Source organism: Viridibacillus sp. NPDC096237, from assembly GCF_050278625.1.
Taxonomy (GTDB): Bacteria; Bacillota; Bacilli; order Bacillales_A; family Planococcaceae; genus Viridibacillus.
Map to the genome: position 1 here is coordinate 14234 of NZ_JBNNTI010000003.1, position 21813 is coordinate 36046.

At 35.4% G+C, this 21813-nt stretch carries 16 protein-coding genes; 14 read left to right on the forward strand and 2 right to left on the reverse strand.

Features of this window, described 5'->3' with window-relative positions; translation table 11 throughout:
* The first annotated feature begins 37 nt into the window (after positions 1-37).
* The 11 genes from ACQKMD_RS03895 to ACQKMD_RS03945 all read left to right on the forward strand — a co-directional run bounded on the left by ACQKMD_RS03895 (position 38) and on the right by ACQKMD_RS03945 (position 14514).
* Entirely contained in the window at positions 38-3166 is a 3129-nt protein-coding gene (locus ACQKMD_RS03895) for an MMPL family transporter (RefSeq protein ID WP_427749653.1), read from the forward strand.
* A 305-nt stretch (positions 3167-3471) separates the two neighbouring features.
* Positions 3472-4185, forward strand: a complete 714-nt coding sequence (locus ACQKMD_RS03900) for a YebC/PmpR family DNA-binding transcriptional regulator (protein WP_427749654.1) — start codon at positions 3472-3474, stop codon at positions 4183-4185.
* A gap of 860 nt (positions 4186-5045) precedes the next feature.
* Complete coding sequence (locus tag ACQKMD_RS03905) at positions 5046-6146, forward strand: glycosyl hydrolase family 8 (protein ID WP_427749656.1); 1101 nt, start codon at positions 5046-5048, stop codon at positions 6144-6146.
* On the forward strand, positions 6121-6978 hold the full coding sequence (locus ACQKMD_RS03910; protein WP_427749658.1) for a diguanylate cyclase domain-containing protein: 858 nt from the start codon (positions 6121-6123) through the stop codon (positions 6976-6978). Before ACQKMD_RS03905 ends, ACQKMD_RS03910 begins: the two co-directional genes overlap by 26 nt.
* The gene (locus ACQKMD_RS03915; protein WP_427749660.1) at positions 6968-8686 is read left to right on the forward strand and encodes a DUF2334 domain-containing protein; all 1719 of its coding nucleotides are present in this window, start codon (positions 6968-6970) and stop codon (positions 8684-8686) included. The genes ACQKMD_RS03910 and ACQKMD_RS03915 overlap by 11 nt, the downstream gene beginning before the upstream one ends.
* The gene (locus ACQKMD_RS03920; protein ID WP_427749662.1) at positions 8679-9950 is read left to right on the forward strand and encodes a glycosyltransferase family 2 protein; all 1272 of its coding nucleotides are present in this window, start codon (positions 8679-8681) and stop codon (positions 9948-9950) included. Before ACQKMD_RS03915 ends, ACQKMD_RS03920 begins: the two co-directional genes overlap by 8 nt.
* Entirely contained in the window at positions 9947-12067 is a 2121-nt protein-coding gene (locus ACQKMD_RS03925; protein WP_427749664.1) for a hypothetical protein, read from the forward strand. The genes ACQKMD_RS03920 and ACQKMD_RS03925 overlap by 4 nt, the downstream gene beginning before the upstream one ends.
* Positions 12068-12256: 189 nt before the next feature.
* Positions 12257-12970, forward strand: a complete 714-nt coding sequence (locus tag ACQKMD_RS03930) for an AAA family ATPase (protein ID WP_427749666.1) — start codon at positions 12257-12259, stop codon at positions 12968-12970.
* Between the two features lie 14 nt (positions 12971-12984).
* Complete coding sequence (locus ACQKMD_RS03935; RefSeq protein ID WP_427749668.1) at positions 12985-13419, forward strand: GNAT family N-acetyltransferase; 435 nt, start codon at positions 12985-12987, stop codon at positions 13417-13419.
* Positions 13420-13515: 96 nt separating this feature from the next.
* Positions 13516-14076 carry a YdcF family protein gene (locus ACQKMD_RS03940; protein ID WP_427749670.1) on the forward strand — a complete coding sequence of 187 codons (561 nt, stop codon included), beginning with the start codon at positions 13516-13518 and terminating at the stop codon, positions 14074-14076.
* A 24-nt stretch (positions 14077-14100) separates the two neighbouring features.
* On the forward strand, positions 14101-14514 hold the full coding sequence (locus tag ACQKMD_RS03945) for an NUDIX hydrolase (RefSeq protein WP_427749867.1): 414 nt from the start codon (positions 14101-14103) through the stop codon (positions 14512-14514).
* Positions 14515-14549: 35 nt separating this feature from the next.
* On the opposite strand, the gene ACQKMD_RS03950 is transcribed toward ACQKMD_RS03945, so the two are convergent.
* Positions 14550-15587: an SEC-C metal-binding domain-containing protein gene (locus ACQKMD_RS03950; RefSeq protein WP_427749672.1), complete on the reverse strand. Its 1038-nt coding sequence runs from the start codon at positions 15585-15587 to the stop codon at positions 14550-14552.
* Positions 15588-15797: 210 nt separating this feature from the next.
* On the opposite strand from ACQKMD_RS03950, the gene ACQKMD_RS03955 reads away from it, so the two are divergent.
* Positions 15798-17495, forward strand: a complete 1698-nt coding sequence (locus tag ACQKMD_RS03955) for a M3 family oligoendopeptidase (RefSeq protein ID WP_427749674.1) — start codon at positions 15798-15800, stop codon at positions 17493-17495.
* Positions 17496-17648: 153 nt separating this feature from the next.
* On the opposite strand, the gene ACQKMD_RS03960 is transcribed toward ACQKMD_RS03955, so the two are convergent.
* A complete protein-coding gene (locus ACQKMD_RS03960; protein WP_427749676.1) occupies positions 17649-19502 on the reverse strand; it encodes an LTA synthase family protein in 1854 nt (617 codons plus the stop codon).
* Positions 19503-19710: 208 nt separating this feature from the next.
* Here ACQKMD_RS03960 and ACQKMD_RS03965 point away from each other — a divergent pair, with 208 nt between their 5' ends.
* Positions 19711-20790: an AI-2E family transporter gene (locus ACQKMD_RS03965; protein WP_427749677.1), complete on the forward strand. Its 1080-nt coding sequence runs from the start codon at positions 19711-19713 to the stop codon at positions 20788-20790.
* 9 nt (positions 20791-20799) lie between these two features.
* On the forward strand, positions 20800-21420 hold the full coding sequence (locus ACQKMD_RS03970) for an NUDIX hydrolase (protein ID WP_427749679.1): 621 nt from the start codon (positions 20800-20802) through the stop codon (positions 21418-21420).
* The last annotated feature ends 393 nt before the right edge of the window (positions 21421-21813 follow it).

Below are 21813 nucleotides of genomic sequence, written 5' to 3' on the forward strand. Positions count from 1 at the left end.
ATAAAATGTAGTTTTTTAGAATAAGAGGTGTAAAAGGTTGAAGAAGTTTATAAATGTTAGGTCGGTAGCATTAGTAGCATGGTTAGTCATAACGATAGTCATGGTTTTAACAATGCCCAATATGGACAGGCTTGTTAAGGAAAAAGGGCGTATAAATATAGGTAATACAGTACAAAGTGGAATTGCAACTGAGATGATGAAAGAAATGAATGATAATAGTGGTGAACACTATTATCTCACCGCAGTCTTCCATAGTGATACGGATAAAAAATTATCTGTCGATCAATTAGAAGAAATTCATAAAGTAGTTGCTAGTTTAAAAAATCATGAAGATGATTTAGGTATTACAGCTATAATGGCACATACAGACAGTAAAGAACTGAAATCGCAACTTGTTTCAGAAGATGGGACAACTATTTTGACGCAATTTTCTATCGATAAAAAGCAAGGCGAACTTTCTAACATTGTTAAAGAATTAAATACATATTTTCAAATGAAAAATGTAAATGCATATTTAACCGGAAACGACTTGGTAATTAGCGATTTTGCAAAATCTACACAAGAAGGTGTTAAGAAGACAGAAGTTATTGCCATTGTTTTCATCATAGTTGTATTAATTCTAGTTTTCCGTTCACCGATAGTTCCACTGATTTCTTTAGTAACAGTCGGTATAGCGTATATCGTGTCTTTAGGAATTATCGCACATTTAGTGGATAAGTGGAATTTTCCATTCTCCAATTTCACGCAAGTATTCCTAGTTGTAGCGCTATTTGGCATCGGCACAGATTACAACATCTTACTGTACACACGATTTAAAAAAGAACTTAGAGATACAAGAGATAATTTAGTAGCTGTAAAAGCAACCTATAAAACGGCTGGAAAAACTGTCCTTTATAGTGGAGCGGCTGTCTTTATAGGTTTTATAGCATTAAGCCTTTCAGATTTCCCTTTATACAAGGCAAGTTCACTCGTAGCAGTAGGTGTGGGGGGATTATTACTTGTCCTTGTCACGTTGAATCCATTCTTTATGGTTTTCTTAGGTAAAAAAATGTTCTGGCCAATTAGAAATTTCGAAGGACAGGGTAACAGTAGATTATGGTCAATTTTAGCGAAGCATGCTTATTTAAGACCCATTTTATGGTTGCTTTTAGTAGCCGTTATATGTACACCTTTTATACTGAAATACTCAGGAGAATTGAATTACAATGACTTACTGGAGATTTCTGATAGCTATGAATCCAAGCAAGGAATTAAAGTTATTGAAGAGCACTTCCCATCAGGTTTCTCATCTCCAACTAATATCGTTATTAAAGGAAGAGAGACCTTAGATAACCAAAAATTTCTACAAGCACTCGATGAATTGACCCAATCTATTGCAGAAATAAATGGAGTCTCAAAAGTATACTCATCAACTAGACCTGAAGGAAACCGGGTAAAGGAGCTTTACTTGAATCGTCAAACTGATCAAGTTAATAGCGGGTTAGGAAATGCAAAAGAGGGTATAGGTGCAATTCATGATGGTTTATCAACAGCTGAGGATAGGATTAGTAAAGCCAATGATAATGGAATTGAAAATGTTCAAAAGTTGATTGATGGTACGACAGAAGTAAAATCAGGTATGTTGGCTTTGAATTCTGCTATGGAAAAAGTAACGAATGGCTTCCAACATGGAGTAACAGGAGCAGGTCAAATCCAAACAGGTCTTCATGAATTAAATAGTAATATTGAGAAGTTGTCCGATGGTTCCAAGCAATTACAGGATGGTTACGCAGAGATATATAAAGGTATGAATACATTTTCACAATATTTTTCATCATTGAGTGACGCGATTAGTGGTGCTAGACAAGGGTATACACAGATTGAAATCTCTATGAGAGCTTTGATTAAATCAAACCCTGAATTAGAAAATGATAAAAATATAAGAACAACCTTACACATAGCACGAGCAGGCCAACTAGAGCTCACAATATTAAAAAATCAAATGAATAGAATTGAGCCACAGTACAAAAATGCAATGGATTCATTTAATAAAGCGAATACTTCATTATCAAAGATTAATAACGGCTTAACATATGTTGAACAGGGAGTGAAGCAACTTCAAAATGGAGCAGGGGAATTAAAAACCGGGTTAGATAAGGGAGAGGCTGGTTCTAGGCAAATTACTAGTAATCTACCGCAGTTACAAACAGGACTAACCCAAATTAATAATGGTCAGGAACAATTGAAGTCAGGGCTTTCAGATTTACAAAATCATATGAAAGTTTTGCAAAAGGGTCTTTTAGATAGCACTGATGGTTTAGATGAAGTTAGTACTGGTCTAGCAAATGCACAAAATTATTTAGGGAATGTTAGTAATTCAAATTCAACTGCAAAATTCTTTGTGCCTAAGAATGTATTAGAAGGTGAAGATTTCCAAAAAAGCTTGGCTATGTACATGTCGGAAAATCGAAAATTGACAAGATTAATGGTCGTTCTTGATGTTAATCCATATTCAAAAGAAGCGATGCACATCGTTGAGAAAATCAATGAACGGATTGAATCAGTTTCAAAAACGGGGGAATTGAAAGATACAAAAATCGCTGTCGGTGGTAAATCTTCCCAGAATCTAGACTTGCAAGATATTTCAAGTAGTGATTTTACGAGGACTATTATCATTATGCTTGTCGGTATCGGAATTGTACTAGTCATCATTACACGTTCTTTTTGGAAATCTATAATTATTATCGCTTCATTAATTATTGCTTATTATTCATCACTTGGAATTAGCGAATTAATTAGTAAATACATTTTAGATATTGATACTCTAAGCTGGAATGTCCCTTTCTTTGGTTTCATTATGTTGATTTCATTAGGAGTAGATTATAGTATCTTTCTGATGATGCGATACAACGAGCTTGAACAGAAATCGAGTGAAGCCATTATAGAAGCTGCAAAAAATATGGGAGCAGTTGTATTATCAGCAGCTATTATTTTAGGTGGTACATTTGCAGCGCTGATTCCTTCAGGCATTTTAACTTTGATTCAAGTAGCACTAGTTGTCATAGTAGGACTTGTCTTAATGGGTTTACTATTGATGCCAATATTTATACCGAGCATGTTTGGTCTAACGAATAAATTGAGACATATAGGCGTTAAACTGAAATCTAACACTAAAAAAACTCATTGAGATAAAAAAGTATAAGCTACCCTGCCATTTTAAAAGAGATGCATAGAGTAGCTTATATTTTTATTTGGATATGGTTTTCCAATACTTTCAATGCTAAAAACTTATAGGAACTAGAAAAAGGTATAAAACGCTGAAAAATAAGAAAGAAGACTATTTTAGCCTCTTTTTCGCATTTGACGAATATATTAATTGCTATGAAAATAGTGTATAATACTACAGTAAATTAATGGCTTATCCTCAAGTGGGCAAAAGGAAACGCCTACGCGTCATTTATATGTAGACTATTTGAAAGAGAGTGAAAATACATGGGACGTAAGTGGAACAATATTAAAGAGAAAAAAGCTGCTAAAGACCAAAGCACAAGCCGTATTAACGCTAAATTTGGACGTGAAATTTATGTAGCTGCTAAACAAGGGGAACCTAATCCAGAATCTAACGGTGCATTAAAAGTTGTTTTAGAACGTGCAAAAACATACAGTGTACCAAAACATATTATTGATCGTGCAATTGATAAAGCTAAAGGTGGAGGGGACGAAAACTTCGACGAACTCCGTTACGAAGGTTTCGGACCAAATGGCTCAATGGTCATCGTTGACGCTTTAACAAATAACGTTAACCGTACTGCTGCAGATGTACGTGCTACATACGGTAAAAACAACGGGAACATGGGTGTCAGCGGTTCTGTAGCTTATATGTTCGACCCTACAGCTGTATTCGGTATCGAAGGAAAAGAAGCTGAGGAAGTTCTTGAAATGCTAATCGAAGCGGATGTTGATGTACGTGACGTATTTGATGAAGGTGAAGCAACAATTATTTATGCTGAACCATCTCAATTCAACGCAGTCCAAGAAGCTTTAAAAGCTCAAGGTATTACAGAATTCACAGTAGCAGAATTAACAATGCTTCCACAAACTGAAATCCAACTTGAAGGCGAAGACCTAGCAAAATTCGAAAAACTAATTGATGCACTAGAAGATCTTGACGATGTTCAACAAGTTTATCACAATGTTGAACTTTAACAGCTGAGGATCCTCGGTTCAAGAAATGCAATTTATGAACTGAACAACCTAAAGCCAGTGGCAATTTCGCCACTGGCTTTTTATTTACTCTATAAGTTGATAATATTGGCGGTGCAAGGAGTCTTTGAAGCGTTAAAAGAATTAGGAAGCGAAAAATCTCGCCGAGCTTATATCAAACAAGGTGCCGGAGAAAGTCAATTCGGAGCGGGCACAACTAAGGGCCAGTACCGAAAGGGTGTACATCTGAATATACGCCTGAGTGGAATAGAGCAGCGTTAAACAAAAATATAAACTAAGAAGTATCTCATAAGTTACCTTCGACTTAGAGATGCTTTTTTTATACAAAGATAGAAGTTGTATTTATATGTTTTTAAGTAAAAAACCAGTCATTCTAGATAGGGGAAATAATTTGTTGTATTAAATAAAGTGGATTATTGCAAAATATCATAAAAAATTACTTCGAACATAATCGTATATTCCTCATTTTTACATTGTAAAAATAAGGTGCAAAACAGTAAAATGGAATTAAGAAGTATAGAAAATTGCGAAAATATGATAATAACAAGGTCAAAAATACTAATGTATTATTTTTGTTTTTAAAAATCGATAATATTTTCTCTGTTTAGATATATTGTTTTTAATTAATCAATATAAACTCAGTAACAATAATAGATAATAAAGGTAAAAAATTAAGTGAAAAGGAACCTTTAAGGGCAAGTGTCGTACATTATTTCAAGATATTAGCATTAAGGAAAATTCGACAGATGTTTAATGAAGCTATAAAAGGGAAATTGATACACGCGGTATTTAGTTTACCTAATTTTGGCTAACCAGTAGACCTGATAGGAAGGGTATTATATATGAGAATCCTAACAATGCTATTGCTATTTTCTCCATTTTTTTTAACCTCGTGTTCTTCATTTGAACAATCTGATAAGCAAATAAAAATGCTCCAAGCGGAGTTAGCTAAAGTTGAAACAGAAGAATTTATCCAAAAGTATCTCATCCAAGAGAATGGCCGCATACAAACCAATTTTACAAATCGAACTAATAATTATTTATCTGAATCAGTAGGATTGTGGATGCAATATTTGGTAGAAAGAGATAGCTTTAATCAGTTTCACAATCAAGTTGAAGTACTCCGTTATTATTTTTTAACTAAAGATAATTTAATTGCTTGGGAGCTAAATGGAGAAGAGAAAGCCGCTGTTAACGCTGCTATTGATGATTTACGCATTGTAGATGCTTTGTTTAATGCAGGTGAGAAATGGAAAAATCCAAAGTATACAAAACTGGCTCAACAAATAGGGGAAAGTTTTGTTAGTATCCAAATGAGAAATAAGCTAATGGTTGATTACGTAGATTTGGAAAGTAAGAAACAGAGTGATGAAGTAACTCTTAGTTATATCATTCCATCTGGATTTGAACATTTGAAAAGTGCAGGATTAATATCTTTTGATGTTTATGAAGCAAATCGTAATTTACTATTAACGGCCCCGCTTTCTAAGAATGGCTTCTATCCAAAATATTACGACGTGCAAAAGGCCACTTATTATTATGATGAAGAAATCAATTTAATAGATCAGTTATATGTTGGATTCCATTTGGCACAATGGCAGGGCAACACGGACAAGCTAATGAAATACTTGAAAATCACTTTTGATACAAATGGAGGAAAACTATTTGGCCGTTATGATGCAGAGACACTTAGGCCAACTGTAAATTATGAAGCTGCTTCCGTTTATGCATTGGGCATCTTATTTTCATTAGAACGTGGTGATAAAAAGTTTGCGCAGCAACTTTATAATAGAATGCAGGTTTTACAACAAAGAAATAAAAAACAGGAATATTACGGTGGGTACATTGATGTATACACGCAAGAAACACATGCATTTGATAACTTATTGCCATTAATTGCAGAAAGGAAGGGACTGAATGGGGCGGTTTTTAAACATAAATAAACAATCGTTGATCCTTATTACGATCCTTATTTTGTTACTGCAAATTCCTTCTTATTTCATGTTGGATTATGAACGAGAAGGAATTCTTTTATATATTTTTCTCATCATATTAATTATTGTGAGCTTATTTTTGGGAACAGTAACGGGTTTGGTTTTTAGTTTAATTTATATTTTTATTATTGGTAGTGTTTTGCTTTATTTTAATTTTACTAATAGTGCAATTGCAATTAGCTTTACAATGCCGGTACAGCTGTTTTTGGTGTATGGGCTAATGCTGATTGTTTTAGTATTAATTGCAGGGCGTCTGCAAGAAATAATTATTGCCCAGGAAAAGATTAATCAGCGTTTACAAGAAGAAGTGCGCAATTTTGTAGCAGTCGATGTTGAAACAGGCTTTGATAACAACTATCGAATGGGAATAGCGATAAAAGAAGAAATGATGCGTGTAGACCGTTATGGTAAATCTTTTACTTTAATTCTATTACAAATTGACCACTTAAAAGATTTCAATAGACTTTATGGTGATAAAGAAACGAAGCATTTACTTCAGGAATTAGCTCAAACGATGGATAAGGCAATGCGTTTGACAGATAAAAAGTTTAGGTATGATACAGATCGTTTTGCTATTCTATTGACGGAAACAGGTGGTAATTCAATTGACTTAGTAATTGATAAACTGGCTAGCAAGATTAAAACGCATCAGTTATTAAGTGGCAAATATGTAACTTTGACATTCCGTACTGGTTATTTTGTATATGAGCCAAGAACAGTTATATCATTTAAAGAAATTGTAAGTAGGGTTGAAAGTGAGATGGTTTCTCATGAATTATAAACAATTATTTTTAGGGATATCCATTTTAATTGTTATATGTATTCAAAGCATACCTGTATTCGCTAAAGCCCAAACAGAACAGAAGAAACCTACTATAGTAATGGCTTATCAATCAGCAAATGGTATTGCCAATTCTGATACTATTCTGCTTGAAGCCATTTTTGCGGGAATAACTGACCAAATCCAGTTAATGAGTGTACAACAAGTAACGTCAGAAATCATAAAAGATACAGATGTTATGGTATTTGTAGGAGAGGATAGAGGCAAGTTACCAACAGAATTTTTAAAGGCAGTAAATAAATTTAATGGTCATTTAATCGTTTTCGGGAAAAATGCTGAGCAACTACCTCGTTTTGAGAAATGGGGATTTATGGGTGTTCAATCTTTACGTACTTTGGATGGAGAGCCTCTTTCAAAGCTAACGAATATAGAATATGTAAAGCCACCAATGGGCAGCGATGTACTAGTTGAAGGTACTAATTTAGATGCTAAATATCCTGTTATTGTGAAAGACGGAAATACGTCTTTTATTGCGAAATCAAACTTTATGTCCAATGACAATTATATTTTATCACGAGAATTATTTAACATACTTGATTTGTCAGCCCCCTTAAATCATATGGCATATATCCGTTTAGAGGACATTTCCCCTATTTCAGACCCGAAGCTTGTGAAAGAAATTGGGGAATATTTGGCAGAAAAGGAGATTCCTTTTTATATGGCTATTATACCTGTCTATGTTAATAGTGAGACAGGAGAACAAGTTCAATTGGAGGATAAAAAAGAACTCGTTAAAGTATTGCGTTATTTACAAAAATTAGGAGGAATGGTAATCGCGCATGGCTATACACATACGTATCGCGATGCAGAAACAGGAGAAGGTTTCGAATTTTGGGATTCTATAAATAACCAAAAAATTTCATCCATTAATGCTGAAGAAGAACCAAAAAAATTAAGAAAAAGAGCTGATTTTACAACAGAAAAAGCATTTCAACAATATATTGAATCTATTGATGTAATAGAGAAGCAATATATTGAAGATAAGGTGAAGAGCTCGGTTGAAAAATTAACTGAGTTGCAATTGTACCCGATATCCTTTGAAGCGCCGCACTATGCTATGAGCTCCGAAGGATATAAAGCCATTGCAAAACAATTTTCATCCATATTTGGGCAAATTCAATTATCAGATGATACATGGAAGAGGATGGGCTCTCCGTTGATGATCAGCAAGCCTGCTTTGTTAAAAGATATGACTTTATATCCTGAGACAATTGGTTTTATTGATCCTAGTTTGTCGGACCCATTAAAAACTATAGAAGAAAATATAAAAAAAGTGCAACAAGTTCCTGGTTCGGTTATTGGTGGGTTTTATCATCCTTATCTTGGGATGGAATATTTACCGGAAATGGTGAGGTTAATGGAAGCAGTACCTAATATAGAATGGCTCGACTTACGAAAAACGAACCAAACTGTTCGGTCTAATAAAATCATGATTCAACAAAAGGAAAATGGAGAGTTAAAAGTAGTCTCTCACATTAAATGGACAGACAAGGTGAAGCAAAGAATGGTAGAAAATCCATTTGAAATGGTGTTATGGATTTTAGCAATTATCGTCGCATTATTTGTAATAGCATTCTTTATTTATGTTGTTAGCTTACGTACAAAGCTGCGAAAACGATTGTTTGAGGAGCGAAATTTTAATGGCTAATATATTATTTTACATTGCGTTATTTTTAATATGGATTATGCTTTTGTACCATATGTTTTTAATGCAAGGCGGTTATCTTCATTTTAGGACATTTGAGCGTGTTATTCCTAAATGGGAAAAGCAAATGGTTGATCTGCCGACGGTAAGTGTTTTTATACCGGCACATAACGAAGAGGTTGTAATTGGGCAAACTTTACAAGCAATGTCGCGGTTACACTATCCAAAAGAGAAACTCGAAGTAATAGTTATAAATGATAATTCTTCTGATAGAACAGGTGAAATTGCTAGGCAATTTACAGAAAGGTACCCCTTTATTCGGGTTATTGAAACAGAGCCTCCAAATAAGGGGAAGGGCAAATCTTCAGCATTAAATGAAGCATTAAGAAAATCATCTAGTGATGTAATTGTTGTTTATGATGCTGATAATACACCGGAGAAAATGTCGGTGTGGTATCTAGTCATGGGATTAGTAAATGATCCAAAAGCAGCGGCAGTTGTCGGTAAATTTCGAGTTATCAATGCAGCTAAAACATGGCTTACTCGTTTTATAAATATTGAAACGATTTGTTTTCAATGGATGGCGCAAGGTGGTCGATTTAAATGGTTCAAAGTGGCAACTATTCCGGGGACTAACTTTGCTATTCGAAGAAGTATTGTAGAAGAACTTGGTGGCTGGGATGTTAAAGCGTTAGCCGAGGATACTGAGCTAACAATTCGTGTTTACAACAAAGGTTACCATATTCGATTTTTCCCTAAGGCTATAACATGGGAGCAAGAACCTGAAACACTAAATGTTTGGTGGAAGCAAAGAACTCGCTGGGCAAGAGGAAATCAATATGTTGTTCTTAAGTTCTTGGGACAATTTTCTAAGTTGAAACGTAAAAGTATTATTTTTGATTTATTTTATTTTTTCTTTACGTACTTCCTATTCTTTTTCGGTGTTATTTTATCAAATACTCTTTTTATCATTAATCTCTTCTATGATTTAAATCTCTCAATTGGTAATGTAGCCATTGCTCTATGGGTTCTAGCATTTCTGCTATTCTTAGCTGAGGTAATGATAACGCTGAGTATAGAAAAAGCTGAGATGAATCGAACAAATTTCTTTTATGTAATATTAATGTACTTTACGTATTCACAAATGTGGATTGTACTAGTTGTTTATTCATTATATCTAGAAATGAAAAGGGTGTTATTTAAACAAGAAGTGAAATGGTATAAAACAGAGCGCTTTGAACAAAAAGATAAAGGGGAAAAAAAATGAAGCAATATCAGTTATTAATAGCGGGTTTATTATGCATAATTTTAGTTGCAATTACTCCTATAAAGAGTGAGGCTAGTACTACAATTTCAGTAAACGGATTAAAGGTGAATAATGTTAAAGATACGAACCCACGTCAACCGATTACCAATGCGCCCATTACGCTAAATGGCCCAGCAGGAGAGGTCACTTTCTACTATGAATTAGTAGCAGATGCAAAAGAAAAAGAAAGTGAAATTGTACTGAATACCGAAAATTCAGAATTATTGATTGCGCCATCATCACTATCAGTTAGTGTGGATACTAAGATGCTCAAATCAATCGCGATTCATGGGGACAAACCTGTACGTGAAATGATTATTCCTCTTAAAGGTGATGCTTTAAAAGAAGGTATTCACGCTGTCACTGTTAAATATTATGGTGTATTAAAAGAAGGTATATGCGTTAAGCAAGGAACCTCAGCTAATTGGCTTACACTTAACATTAATTCATATTATCAGTTAAGTGGTCTAGTAAAAAAATCAGATGTTACGTTAGGGGAGTATCCCGCTAATTTTGTAGGAACTGAGGAACAACCTGTCTATATTGTTATGCCGGATAAGGCTTCAACAAGCACATTGAATAGCGCACTTCAGCTGACTAGTTTTTTAGCAAATCAGTCAGGTCGAAAAAACGCAGTAAAAATTACTCGAGAGTCTAAAATAAAAGAATTGAATCAGAATGTAGTATTTATCGGTGTACCCTCTGAATTCTCAAATTCAACTATTAAAAAACTATGGCAAGATGCTAAGATGAAGCAAACCGCAGATGCACTTAACTTATCCATTCGTACGTTAAAACAAGGACAGCAACAAAATTCAGCAATGTTTGTAACAGCAAACACTGCAACTGATTTAGAAGAAAGAATCGTTGTTTTAACTAATCCGCAATTTTCAAAACAACTGAGTGGCTATGATTTGTCAGTAAAGGAATTACCAAAACAGCTGCAACCGATACAGAGTGGAAGTGCTACCTTAGAACAATTTGGTGCAGAGAATATTACGCTTGATAGTCAAAGTATTAATAGCGCGCATTATTATTACTACGTTTCAGCTAATACGCCATTAAATAAAGCATTTACACTAAATTTGAAATTGAAGAAATCAGAAAGTATCACATCATTAAAAGAGCAAACGGAAATAGATAATGATCCGAATATCGAGCTAATCATAAGTGTAAATAATATACCTCATTCAGTTAATCTACGGACATTAGGGGAAGGTAAGGATGGTACTTACACTGTGACAGTACCAATTGATGCTAAAGTTATAAAGGACAATCGTTTGCTTGATTTGCAATTCCAAACTACCGGCTTAAATGTGAACGATGCTTGTAAAGAAACAGATGAGAAACGTTGGGTTTATATTGAGAAAGAGAGCTCTTTTACATTTCCTGCAATGCAAAATGCCAATGAGTCAACGATGACAACATTTGCTGCGTTTCCTTATCCTTTTGTAAGTAATGAGGGGATGCCGATTGTTGTATTACCTCAAAAAACAGATGTTGCAGATGAGCAATTAGAAAAGTTATATAATGCAATTTTACAAGGCGCTCAACATCCTACTATACAATTAAAAGCGGCGGATCAAGTAACGGTTAAAGATGTTGAAAAAGCGAATGTTATATTTATCGGAGGGCCTCTAGAACAACCTTTACTACAAAAAAAGGTAAATGATTTAATAGTTACTTATAAGGGAGATAGGGCTGTATTAACTGATGAAGGTTTTGTTTCAGAAACAGCTGAACAATTTAGCTGGATTCAAAAAAATCCTTGGAGTCAAGGTAATAATTCAATTCTTGTCATTGATCAACAAGGGTCTACTCCAGGTTTTATGGAGAATAAATTTCTTGATGAAATGATAAACACAGATAAATTGGCAACGGTAGTCGTACAATCTAGTAACAAGCAGTTTTTTACTAATGCTGAATACGTGAAAGCAAATAATCAACTAAATGTTCAAGGTGAACCTGAGATAAGTAATACCTCAGTTTCAAAATGGTGGATAGTTGGATTTGCGGGATTACTCCTGCTGATTGGACTTTTGATTTTTAGGGTTAAAAGAGAAAACAAAAGAAGTTGAGATAGGTGGAAAGAAGACTAGTCTACATTCAATGGGCTAGTCTTTTTTTGAGAATGAATTCCTTTTGAATCCATTGAAAGCAGATTTTAATTATTATTCATAGATAGTATTTAAATTCCCTTGGAGCATTCATAGTTCTTAGGGTATCTTTAATATAATTATGAAAATGTTCTGAAGGAGGAAAATGACATGTTTCTAAAGAAAGTAACTTTATTAAGAGAAGGTTTTGAAAATTTACATGAGTACCCTTTCAATATTCCTTCTTTGCAATCACTTGAAACATTAGAATTTACGCAAAATGTAACTTTTTTAGTCGGTGAAAATGGTTCTGGAAAATCGACATTATTAGAGGGTATCGCTGATAAATGCGAGTTTAATACAGCAGGTGGTAGCCGCAACAATCTATATGAGGTCCATGCTGCAGAATCTGTATTAGGTAATCATTTACGTTTGTCATGGTCACCAAAAGTGATGAATGGTTTTTTTCTCCGAGCAGAGACGTTTTATCAATTTGCATCACATATTGATTCCGACTCCGATCATTTAATGGCATATGGCGGGAAGTCATTACATCAACAATCACATGGAGAGGCGTTTTTATCACTTTTCAAAAATCGCTTCGGTAAAAAAGCTATTTATTTATTAGATGAGCCCGAAGCAGCATTATCGCCTGCTAGACAATTATCTTTAATGCGTATTATGAAAGACCTGGAGCAAGAAGCACAGTTCATTATTGCGACACATTCACCTATTTTACTCGGTTATCCAGGAGCGGCTATTTATGATTTTGATAGTCAACCTATTCAAGAAGTACGTTATGAGGAAACATTGCATTATATTTTAACAAAGCGTTTTTTAGATAATCGTGAAGCTATCTTGCATGAACTTTTTACGGATGATTAGAAGGAGAGAGGAAAATGAATTATACATATTTCAAGGGAGTTTCTAATGAAGAGCTAGTCATAGGTATACAAGAGCTTCATAAGTATGTGTTTGAAGGAGCGGAGCTTGAGGTGAGTGAGTTGAAGGAGAAGCCTCAACTGCTTTGCTGTGTCGCTATAGATAACGCTAGGTTAGCTGGCTTTAAATTAGGGTATGAGATAGAAGAAGGAAAATTTTATAGTTGGCTCGGTGGGGTTCATTACGATTACCGTGGCCAAGGAATAGCTTCTCGTTTAATGGAGCTACAACATAACATAGTACAGGAGAGTGGATATAAAAGGATTCGTACAATTGGGAGAAATCACCGCCGAGCAATGCTTATACTTAATATTAAGTATGGTTTTAATGTAATCGAAACATTTAAAAGTAAAAAGGGTACACATAAAATAATATTAGAGAAAGATTTATAATGTTTTCGTCTGTGAATCTTTTCCACCATCTTTATCGTTTATAAATAAAAAGTGGAAGAGGTTGGTATTTTGAAACGTTTAATGAGGAGGCTTCTCATGATTGGAGGAGGCATTGTTGTCGTAGCTAGTGTAGCGTTTTGGGTTGTGACAACTAGATGGCTTTCAGAAGGAGCAGAGCCGATAGCGGATGGCTCGAATGAGTATGCACTGGTGCTAGGTGCAAAAGTGAAGAAGGGGGGCGTACCTTCAAAATCGCTTTCATATCGTTTAGATGCTGCACTACAATATGCAAACCAATATCCTCACGTCAAATTGATTGTTTCAGGTGGGCAGGGGCCAGATGAAGATGCTACGGAAGGGTCTGTTATGCAAGCATATCTAGTAGAGCATGGTTTAAGCCCTGACCGTATTATAATAGAGGAAAAAGCAAAAACTACCTATGAGAATATTGTTTATTCTTTAGAGTTATTGAATATGGATATTAGTTCTCTAACAATCATTTCAAGCGATTATCATTTAGAAAGAGCCAAGATGCTTGCTGATCGATTGGATCTTAAAGTGGATGTCGTTGCAGCAAAAACGCCGAAAATTATTGAGGCAAAGGTACACTTCCGTGAACGTTTTGCATTAGTAAAATCGTATATATTAGGGGAGTAGTTAATAGGAGGCTTTTAAGTGAGTATTTATAAATGGCAAGGTGCAGCAGGAGTTTGTCTAAATGACAGTGGAGAAGTACTGATGGTACTTCAAGCCGCACCAGGTGAAGAGAAGAAGTGGACAGTACCTAGTGGTGGTGTCGAAGGTAATGAAACGTTTGAGGAGTGCTGTCGTCGAGAATTTTTTGAGGAGACTGGTTATGAAGTAAAAGTGGTAAGAGAACTTTATACGAAGTCAAACGAACTTAAAGCGCTAGGTATTGAGATTGATGTACATTATTTTCATGTGGAAATTATAGGTGGAGAACAAGTTATTGCAGATCCCGACAATTTAATATATGAAATTGCGTGGAAAAAAAGAGAAGAGCTTTCGACTTTAACGATGTCGTATTCTGACGATGTACCGTTATTACAGGAGTTCATTCGAGCGTTAGAATAAATAAAAAGGCGGTCCATAAATGGATCGCCTTTTTATTATTGTGCTAAAAATTCGCTAATTTGATCGCGATATTTTGACACAGATGAAGCGGATACTTCGTAGTATGCTGCAACATCTTTGACTTTAACTAAACCGCCTTCAGGAATGATAGCAGCAGCTTGTCCAGCAAGTACTGCACCTGCAGCAACCGTATTTGCTTTTTTAGCTTTTACTGTGTTTTGTTCTAAATATTGTTGTAGTAAGGCAGTGAATGCATCTGCAGATAGATTGTGTTCAGTTACGTATTGCTGTACTAGTTCAAGAATTTCAGTTTGGAAAGGCGATAGTTCACTTTCTGTTACTGTTTTCGCTTCCTCAACAGCTTTCGTTACAGGTACTTCTTCCACTACAGTAGCTGCCACTTCTGATTGAATCGCTGGGGCAACAGCTTCTAGGAACGTTTTATACAATTCAAATGAATCAGTGACGTTACTTTCAAGCTTATTACGTAAAGCTTGTGTAATGTTAACTTTGTTATTTGGAATGAAAATAACGCTACTTGTTGCAGTTAAGCCATTTTCACCTTTACGTTTATCCGGCATGAAAATACCGAATAACCAGTTCCCGCTAAATTTCTTAGATGGTGAGCCGGTCATCAAATAACGTTTATTAGATACTTCATCTATTAGAGTAATTAATTCGCCATTTTGCGACTCAACTTTTGCAAGTAAGAAGGCTGGTGTTAACCAAGCTGATAAAATATCTTTTACTTGAGGACGAATAGGTTGTGCTAATTGTTTATTTAAATAGTTTCTCCACAAATTTGGGCGATCAATATAAATATATGTTTCCATAGCAATTGTATCTATTAAGCTGTCTGCAAATGCATCATTTAATGCGTTTTGCCATTGATGATTGCGTTTTTCTAATGCATGATAGTCAGCTGTATTAAAGGATTCTTTTACAAAACCTTCTACGATGCGATCGATATCTTCACTTACAAGTGTCGAAATATCTCCTACTGCATTTTTACCACAACATTTTTTGTATTTTTTACCACTGCCACATGGACAAGGATCGTTACGACCTATCAATGTAAAGCACCTCACTTTATAATTAGGCATGAAAATAGGTTAGCACAAAATGAGCTAAAACATAAGTCTTTTAGACGGAGTATTTTAAATAAGTAATTTAATACCATTTTTTTAACTAATTGCGACAATAATAGTTGCAATATTTCTGAAAATATTGAACAATAAACTTAACGTTTCGACTATCGAAAGATAAGGGAGAGAAGGATACATATGACAACTTTTAAAGACTATGAATATAACCAACCTGATTTAGTTGCTACTAAAGCTAAGTTTCACAAACTATTAGAGGAATTTAAAGCTGCTCAAACAGTAGAAGAACAGAGTTCGGTTATCGGTGCTATTAATAATTTGCGTAATAGTTTTTCTACGCAATCTACTTTAGTAGAAATTCGTGCTTCTATCGATACGAACAATGACTTTTATCAAAAAGAACGAGATTACTTTGATGAAATTAGTCCAGAGATGGATGATCTAATCACTGAGTACTATAAGGCACTAACAACTTCAGCATTTAAACAAGAATTGCAAGAGAAATGGGGAGAACAGCTATTTGATTTAGCTGAATTCCAAATTAAATCGTTCTCACCAGAGCTCATTTCATTGATGCAAAAAGAGAACAAACTAACTTCGGAGTATTCTAAATTAGTAGCTTCAGCTCAAATTGACTTTAACGGTGAAGTATTAACGCTTGCACAATTAGGTCCTTATGGAGAATCGACAAACGCTGACACTCGTAAAAAAGCAAAAGAAGCAAGCTTTGGTTTCTTTAAGGAAAATGAAGCGAAATTTGATGAAATATACGATCAACTCGTAAAAGTACGCCATGAAATGGCTGTGAAATTAGGCTATAAAAACTTTGTTGAACTAGGTTATATTCAAATGAATCGTATTGACTATAACGCTGAAATGGTAAAAAAGTTCCGTGATCAAGTACGAGACTATATTGTTCCTGTAGCGAATAAATTATATGAACGCCAAGCGAACCGTATTGGTGTAGATAAATTAAAATACCAAGACGAAGGATTAAATTTCTTAACAGGTAACGCAACACCTAAGGGAACACCTGAATGGATTGTAGATAACGGTAAAAAAATGTATGAAGAGTTATCCCCTGAAACTTCAGAATTCTTCAATTTTATGATTGATAATGATTTGATGGATTTAGTAGCTAAGAAAGGGAAAGAAGGGGGCGGTTACTGTACATTTATCGATGATTACGAATCACCGTTCATTTTCTCTAACTTTAATGGTACTTCTGGTGATATTGATGTGCTAACACATGAAGCAGGCCACGCTTTCCAAGTATATACGAGCCGTAATATTGGAATCCCAGAATATATTTGGCCTACATTTGAATCTTGTGAAATCCATTCTATGAGTATGGAATTCTTCACATGGCCATGGATGGAGCTATTCTTCAAAGAAGATACAGAGAAATACAAATTCGCTCATCTAAGCGGTGCATTATTATTCTTACCATATGGTGTAGCAGTAGATGAGTTCCAACATGTTGTTTATGAAAACCCTGAAATGACACCAGCAGAACGAAAAGCAGCATGGAAGAAAATAGAGGGAATTTACTTACCTCACCGTGATTATGATGGAATTGAGTATGTAGAGCAAGGTGGTTTCTGGCAGCGTCAAGCTCATATTTATGCTAGCCCGTTCTACTATATTGATTACACGCTAGCGCAAATTTGTGCATTCCAATTTTGGAAACGTTCAAGAGAGAATCATGAGGAAGCATGGGCAGATTATATCCACCTTTGCCAATTAGGAGGTTCACAATCTTTCACTAAACTTGTAGCGGAAGCGAATTTAGTATCACCATTTGAAAAAGGTTGTGTTGAATCTGTAATTGATTCGATTGAAGAATACCTAAATACAGTTGAGGATGACAAATTGTAAATGATATTCAGTAAACCTTTCACTTACGTTATATAAGTATATAATTTACTTTATTAGAAATGAATAAGAGTGTTGTAGCGAAAAGTTAAAGGAAAGAGTTATATATGCATAAAGAAAGCCTTATTGAATTTGATATTCAATAAGGCCTTTTTCTTATTGTCCGATTTGCTCTCGACGTAGTTGATCGGAATATTGCATAATTGATAACGTATTATTAATGTTTTTCTGTGAACGATTCGTGAGTTTTGCCTTTTTCATTGTTTCCCGTGTTAACAATGAGGCGGGGTGTTGAGCGCTAGGTGCGATATACATCGTGTGATCACTTATATAAGAGCCCCCTGGCAAGTAATAGCGCATACCGAGTAGATTATGTTCATATTGGAATAAGTTGTGTCCTATGAGCTGTGAAGCAGGTTCAATGCCTAGTAAATTCAAAAGTGTAGGCATTAAATCTGTTTGTCCACCAAGATGTGTAATTTGCTCACTGTCAAAAATACCAGGTGCCGTAAATAGAACAGGTATAATGAATCTATCATTGAAATTGTAAGGGTGACCAAGCAAATCTTCCAATAGTACTTGGTCTTCTTCTGTAACAGGTTTTCCATGTAAGCCAGAATGATCACCGTAAATGAGAATAACAGAATTATCATACAGTCCTAAACGCTTTAGATTAGCAACAAACTGTCCAATTTGCCTATCTGTATAACGAACTGATTGTAAATAGTCCCCGACATAAGTGTCATTAAAGTTTGTTGGTAATTCTAGATATTTATACTCTTCCGGCATTCTAAATGGTGTATGGCTAGTTAGAGTAATGATATTGGCATAAATTTTCCTGTATTGACGTACCAAGCTTTGAATTTGGGATTCAGCAAAATGGAATGTTACTTCATCTGCAGGACCAAATCCGATAATTTGCTGTTCTGGAATATCCTCAGAAGTATAAATATGCTCAAAACCAAGTGCGGGATATAGCTTATTGCGGTTCCAATACGATATATCATCTGCATGAAATGTCGCTGTACCATAACCTTTAGAACTTAGCATTCGTGGCAAGGAGGCAACTTCAGTATCTTTTAACAAGTTAACAGTAGGATCCATACCTTCGGGATAAAGTCCTGTATGCATAACCCATTCTGCATCTGAAGTGTTGCCCGCACCAATTTGTTGGTAAACATTATTGAAATATGCACTATCTCCTAATAATCTATTAAGATTAGGGGTAATTTCTTGTCCATTAATATTAAGATTAATAACAAAGTTTTGTAATGATTCTACTTGAATTACAAAGACGTTGCGGTTTTTGGCAACTCCAAATGTATTGTGTTTGTTAAATGGGACATAGTCATTGCCTTTTAGTTTTTCAAGATCGGCATCGCTTAGTTTTTCTTTAGTAGCGAGTGCGATACCAAAGCTCCGTGCATAGAGTTGAACAATCTGTGATTGCAAATAACCGTTTTCTTTGGCGAAATAAGATACATCAATAAGTGGTTGTCTAAATGCAAGTGCTGTCGTTATGACACAAATACACGTGAGGGCAAGTAGCCCTTTTCTAGCTCCGTTATAGTGTAGTGACAGTTTGTCTTTTGTGAAATAGTGAATCAATGGAAGTACTAGAATAATATCTAAGAAAAATAGATAGTCATAGGGGGTGCCAAGTAAGGCAACAGTTCCTCCGACCGAATGAGATTGGTAAACTTGCTTGACGTCATAATATGAAGGTAATGTTGAAAAATACCGAGAGTAATACAGTATGACGATAAATAATGTAGATAAAATAGCGTTAAAAATCCATATAGCAAGCCACGTGCGCTTTTTAAATAACACGACGACAAGTGTCAGTGCCAAAGCCCACATTGGATACTCTATTAACACAATTTGTGTTATAGAGCGGTTGTGGAAAATCACCGTACGAAATGCGATTATTTTCACAAGTAATACGATGAGAATGAGAGTATATGGATGTAGTAAATATTTCTTGGCTACATGAGCCCAATTGTTTTTCATTACACCATCACCTTTATGTAAAGTTCTACTAAATAACGTAACAACACCCAACTGGAAAATCAACCAATGTCTCTGAAATTACTTAATTTTTTTAGAATTATTGTATTACTGTATTTTTTATTGTAATTGTTAGATTTCATTTCCAGTATAAGATATCGTATACTTAATGATAAAATGGGCCTTTTAGGCGATAAGGAAGTGAATTTTTGTGACGAAAAAATTATGGTTTCAAGCTGGCGTGGGTTTATTACTCGCTTTATTAATAGTTAAGTATTTTTTAGAAATTCAACATTTGTTTTATCCAGTGATTATTATTGCGAGCGCAATTTTCACACCGCTTTTACTTGGCGGAATTTTATATTACATAACAGAACCCGTACAGCGGTTTTTAGAGAAACGTAAATTTCCACGTTGGGGGAGTATTTTAACGATTATTGTTGCATTAATTGGAGCGCTTGGGGGCTTTGTCTCATTGATTGGCCCTTCTGTTTCAGAGCAGGCGAACAATTTAGTAAAGAGTGCACCTACCCTAGCGCACGAGATTACAAATATAACAGATTATTTCTTAGACAATAAGGTTAATTTCCCAAAGCAAGTAAATGACTCCATTGATATGGTCGCGAATTCTATTCAAAAGTACGCAGTTATGACAAGCGTATTTTTGGTGCAACTAATTCAAACCATTATATCATGGGCATTTATCTTAATATTGGTGCCTTTCTTCTTTATCTTCATGTTAAAGGATCACGAGAAATTTGCACCATCAATATATAAACTGTTTTCTGGGAATCGTCGTGAATGGGTTAAGAAAACATTGGCAGATATAGACGATGTACTTCGTTCGTATATTCAAGGACAGTTGCTAATCAGTTTGTTATTAGCAACTATGATGTATATCGGTTATTTAATTATTGGATTAGATTACGCGTTGTTATTAGTCGGTTTTGCATTTTTTATGAATGTTATTCCATTCATTGGGCCGTGGATTGCTTTCGTACCAGCTCTAATAATCGGCTTTTTACAAGATCCAAAGCTTGCCATTTGGGTGTGCGTAGTCACATTAGTCGCACAACAAATTGATAGTAATTTAATTACACCAAATGTTATGGGGAAATCACTAGATATTCACCCACTCACTGTAATTACGATTATTTTAGCCGCGGGTAACATAGCTGGATTCCTAGGGATTTTATTAGGTGTACCAGCTTATGCTGTTGGGAAAGTAATTGTAAAAAATATTTATGAACATAGAAAAGCGATTCGTTCAGCCGCCACGAAAAATGTTTAGGTGATTGCAATGGATAGTGAACTATTAAGGATATTTAATAAAAACCATGAACATATCGGTGAGGCAACTAGAGCAGAGGTTCATGCAAAAGGTTTATGGCATGAGACGTTCCATTGCTGGCTTGTTAGTGAGATAGAAGGTCAGTTTTATCTTTATTTTCAACTCAGAAGTACTTGTAAGAAAGATTATGCAAGTCAGTTTGATATTACAGCTGCTGGGCATTTACTAGCGAGTGAGCGAGCTGAGGATGGTATTCGTGAATTACAGGAAGAGCTTGGTCTGACACTTACGGTTAATGATATAAAAAAGCTCGGAGTATTTAAAACACGTATCCAACAGCCTCCGATGATTGATATGGAATTTGCACATGTGTACTATGTATTCAGTGATACAGACTTTGCTGGATTCCAATTGCAAGAGGAAGAAGTTGCTGGCATCGTTCGAGCAGAGCTTGGAACAGTGTGCGATTTCTACTCAGGTAAGTGTAGTACCTTATATGTCGAAGGTTTTGAAATAATTGAATGCGGAGAGAAAGTTTCTCTTGTGAAAAATGCTACATACGCTGATTTTGTTGAGCATAATACATCCTATATGGATCATGTATTGGCTAAATTAAGTGAGGTTCTATAAGAAAAGTACGTTGCGTTCGCAACGTACTTTTTTGTGCTTTTTTTAGTTAGGCGGCCCGCACGATGCGGGGCACACAGTCGTTGCGACAGGACGTGGCGTTCTTAGGTTGCCCTCCATAAGAAAGTTATCCAGCTTCAGGCGCTAGACTCTCAGATCGTTTCGGTCTCTCGCACAAGACAAAAAGCGTCTTGTGTTCGAGCCCTCCAACGCCAGTCGAGTCTAAACGAGCGCCTTGGGCCAACAGGATGTTGGTCATGCAACCGTTGCGACAGGACGTCGCGATCTTAGGTTGCCTTCCTTAAGTGAGATATCCAGCTTCACACGCCAGCTGCTCTGGTCACTTCGGTCTCTCGGACAAAAGCTGGAGTGATGCTTTTGATTCGAGCCCTCCAG

Bases quoted from the DNA above. Each gene is read 5' to 3' on its own strand.
- ACQKMD_RS03900 (WP_427749654.1), top strand. From the start codon at position 3,472: ATGGGACGTAAGTGGAACAATATTAAAGAGAAAAAAGCTGCTAAAGAC.
- ACQKMD_RS03905 (WP_427749656.1), top strand. From the start codon at position 5,046: ATGAGAATCCTAACAATGCTATTGCTATTTTCTCCATTTTTTTTAACC.
- ACQKMD_RS03910 (WP_427749658.1), top strand. From the start codon at position 6,121: ATGGGGCGGTTTTTAAACATAAATAAACAATCGTTGATCCTTATTACG.
- ACQKMD_RS03915 (WP_427749660.1), top strand. From the start codon at position 6,968: ATGAATTATAAACAATTATTTTTAGGGATATCCATTTTAATTGTTATA.
- ACQKMD_RS03920 (WP_427749662.1), top strand. From the start codon at position 8,679: ATGGCTAATATATTATTTTACATTGCGTTATTTTTAATATGGATTATG.
- ACQKMD_RS03925 (WP_427749664.1), top strand. From the start codon at position 9,947: ATGAAGCAATATCAGTTATTAATAGCGGGTTTATTATGCATAATTTTA.
- ACQKMD_RS03930 (WP_427749666.1), top strand. From the start codon at position 12,257: ATGTTTCTAAAGAAAGTAACTTTATTAAGAGAAGGTTTTGAAAATTTA.
- ACQKMD_RS03935 (WP_427749668.1), top strand. From the start codon at position 12,985: ATGAATTATACATATTTCAAGGGAGTTTCTAATGAAGAGCTAGTCATA.
- ACQKMD_RS03940 (WP_427749670.1), top strand. From the start codon at position 13,516: ATGATTGGAGGAGGCATTGTTGTCGTAGCTAGTGTAGCGTTTTGGGTT.
- ACQKMD_RS03955 (WP_427749674.1), top strand. From the start codon at position 15,798: ATGACAACTTTTAAAGACTATGAATATAACCAACCTGATTTAGTTGCT.
- ACQKMD_RS03960 (WP_427749676.1), bottom strand. From the start codon at position 19,502: ATGAAAAACAATTGGGCTCATGTAGCCAAGAAATATTTACTACATCCA.
- ACQKMD_RS03970 (WP_427749679.1), top strand. From the start codon at position 20,800: ATGGATAGTGAACTATTAAGGATATTTAATAAAAACCATGAACATATC.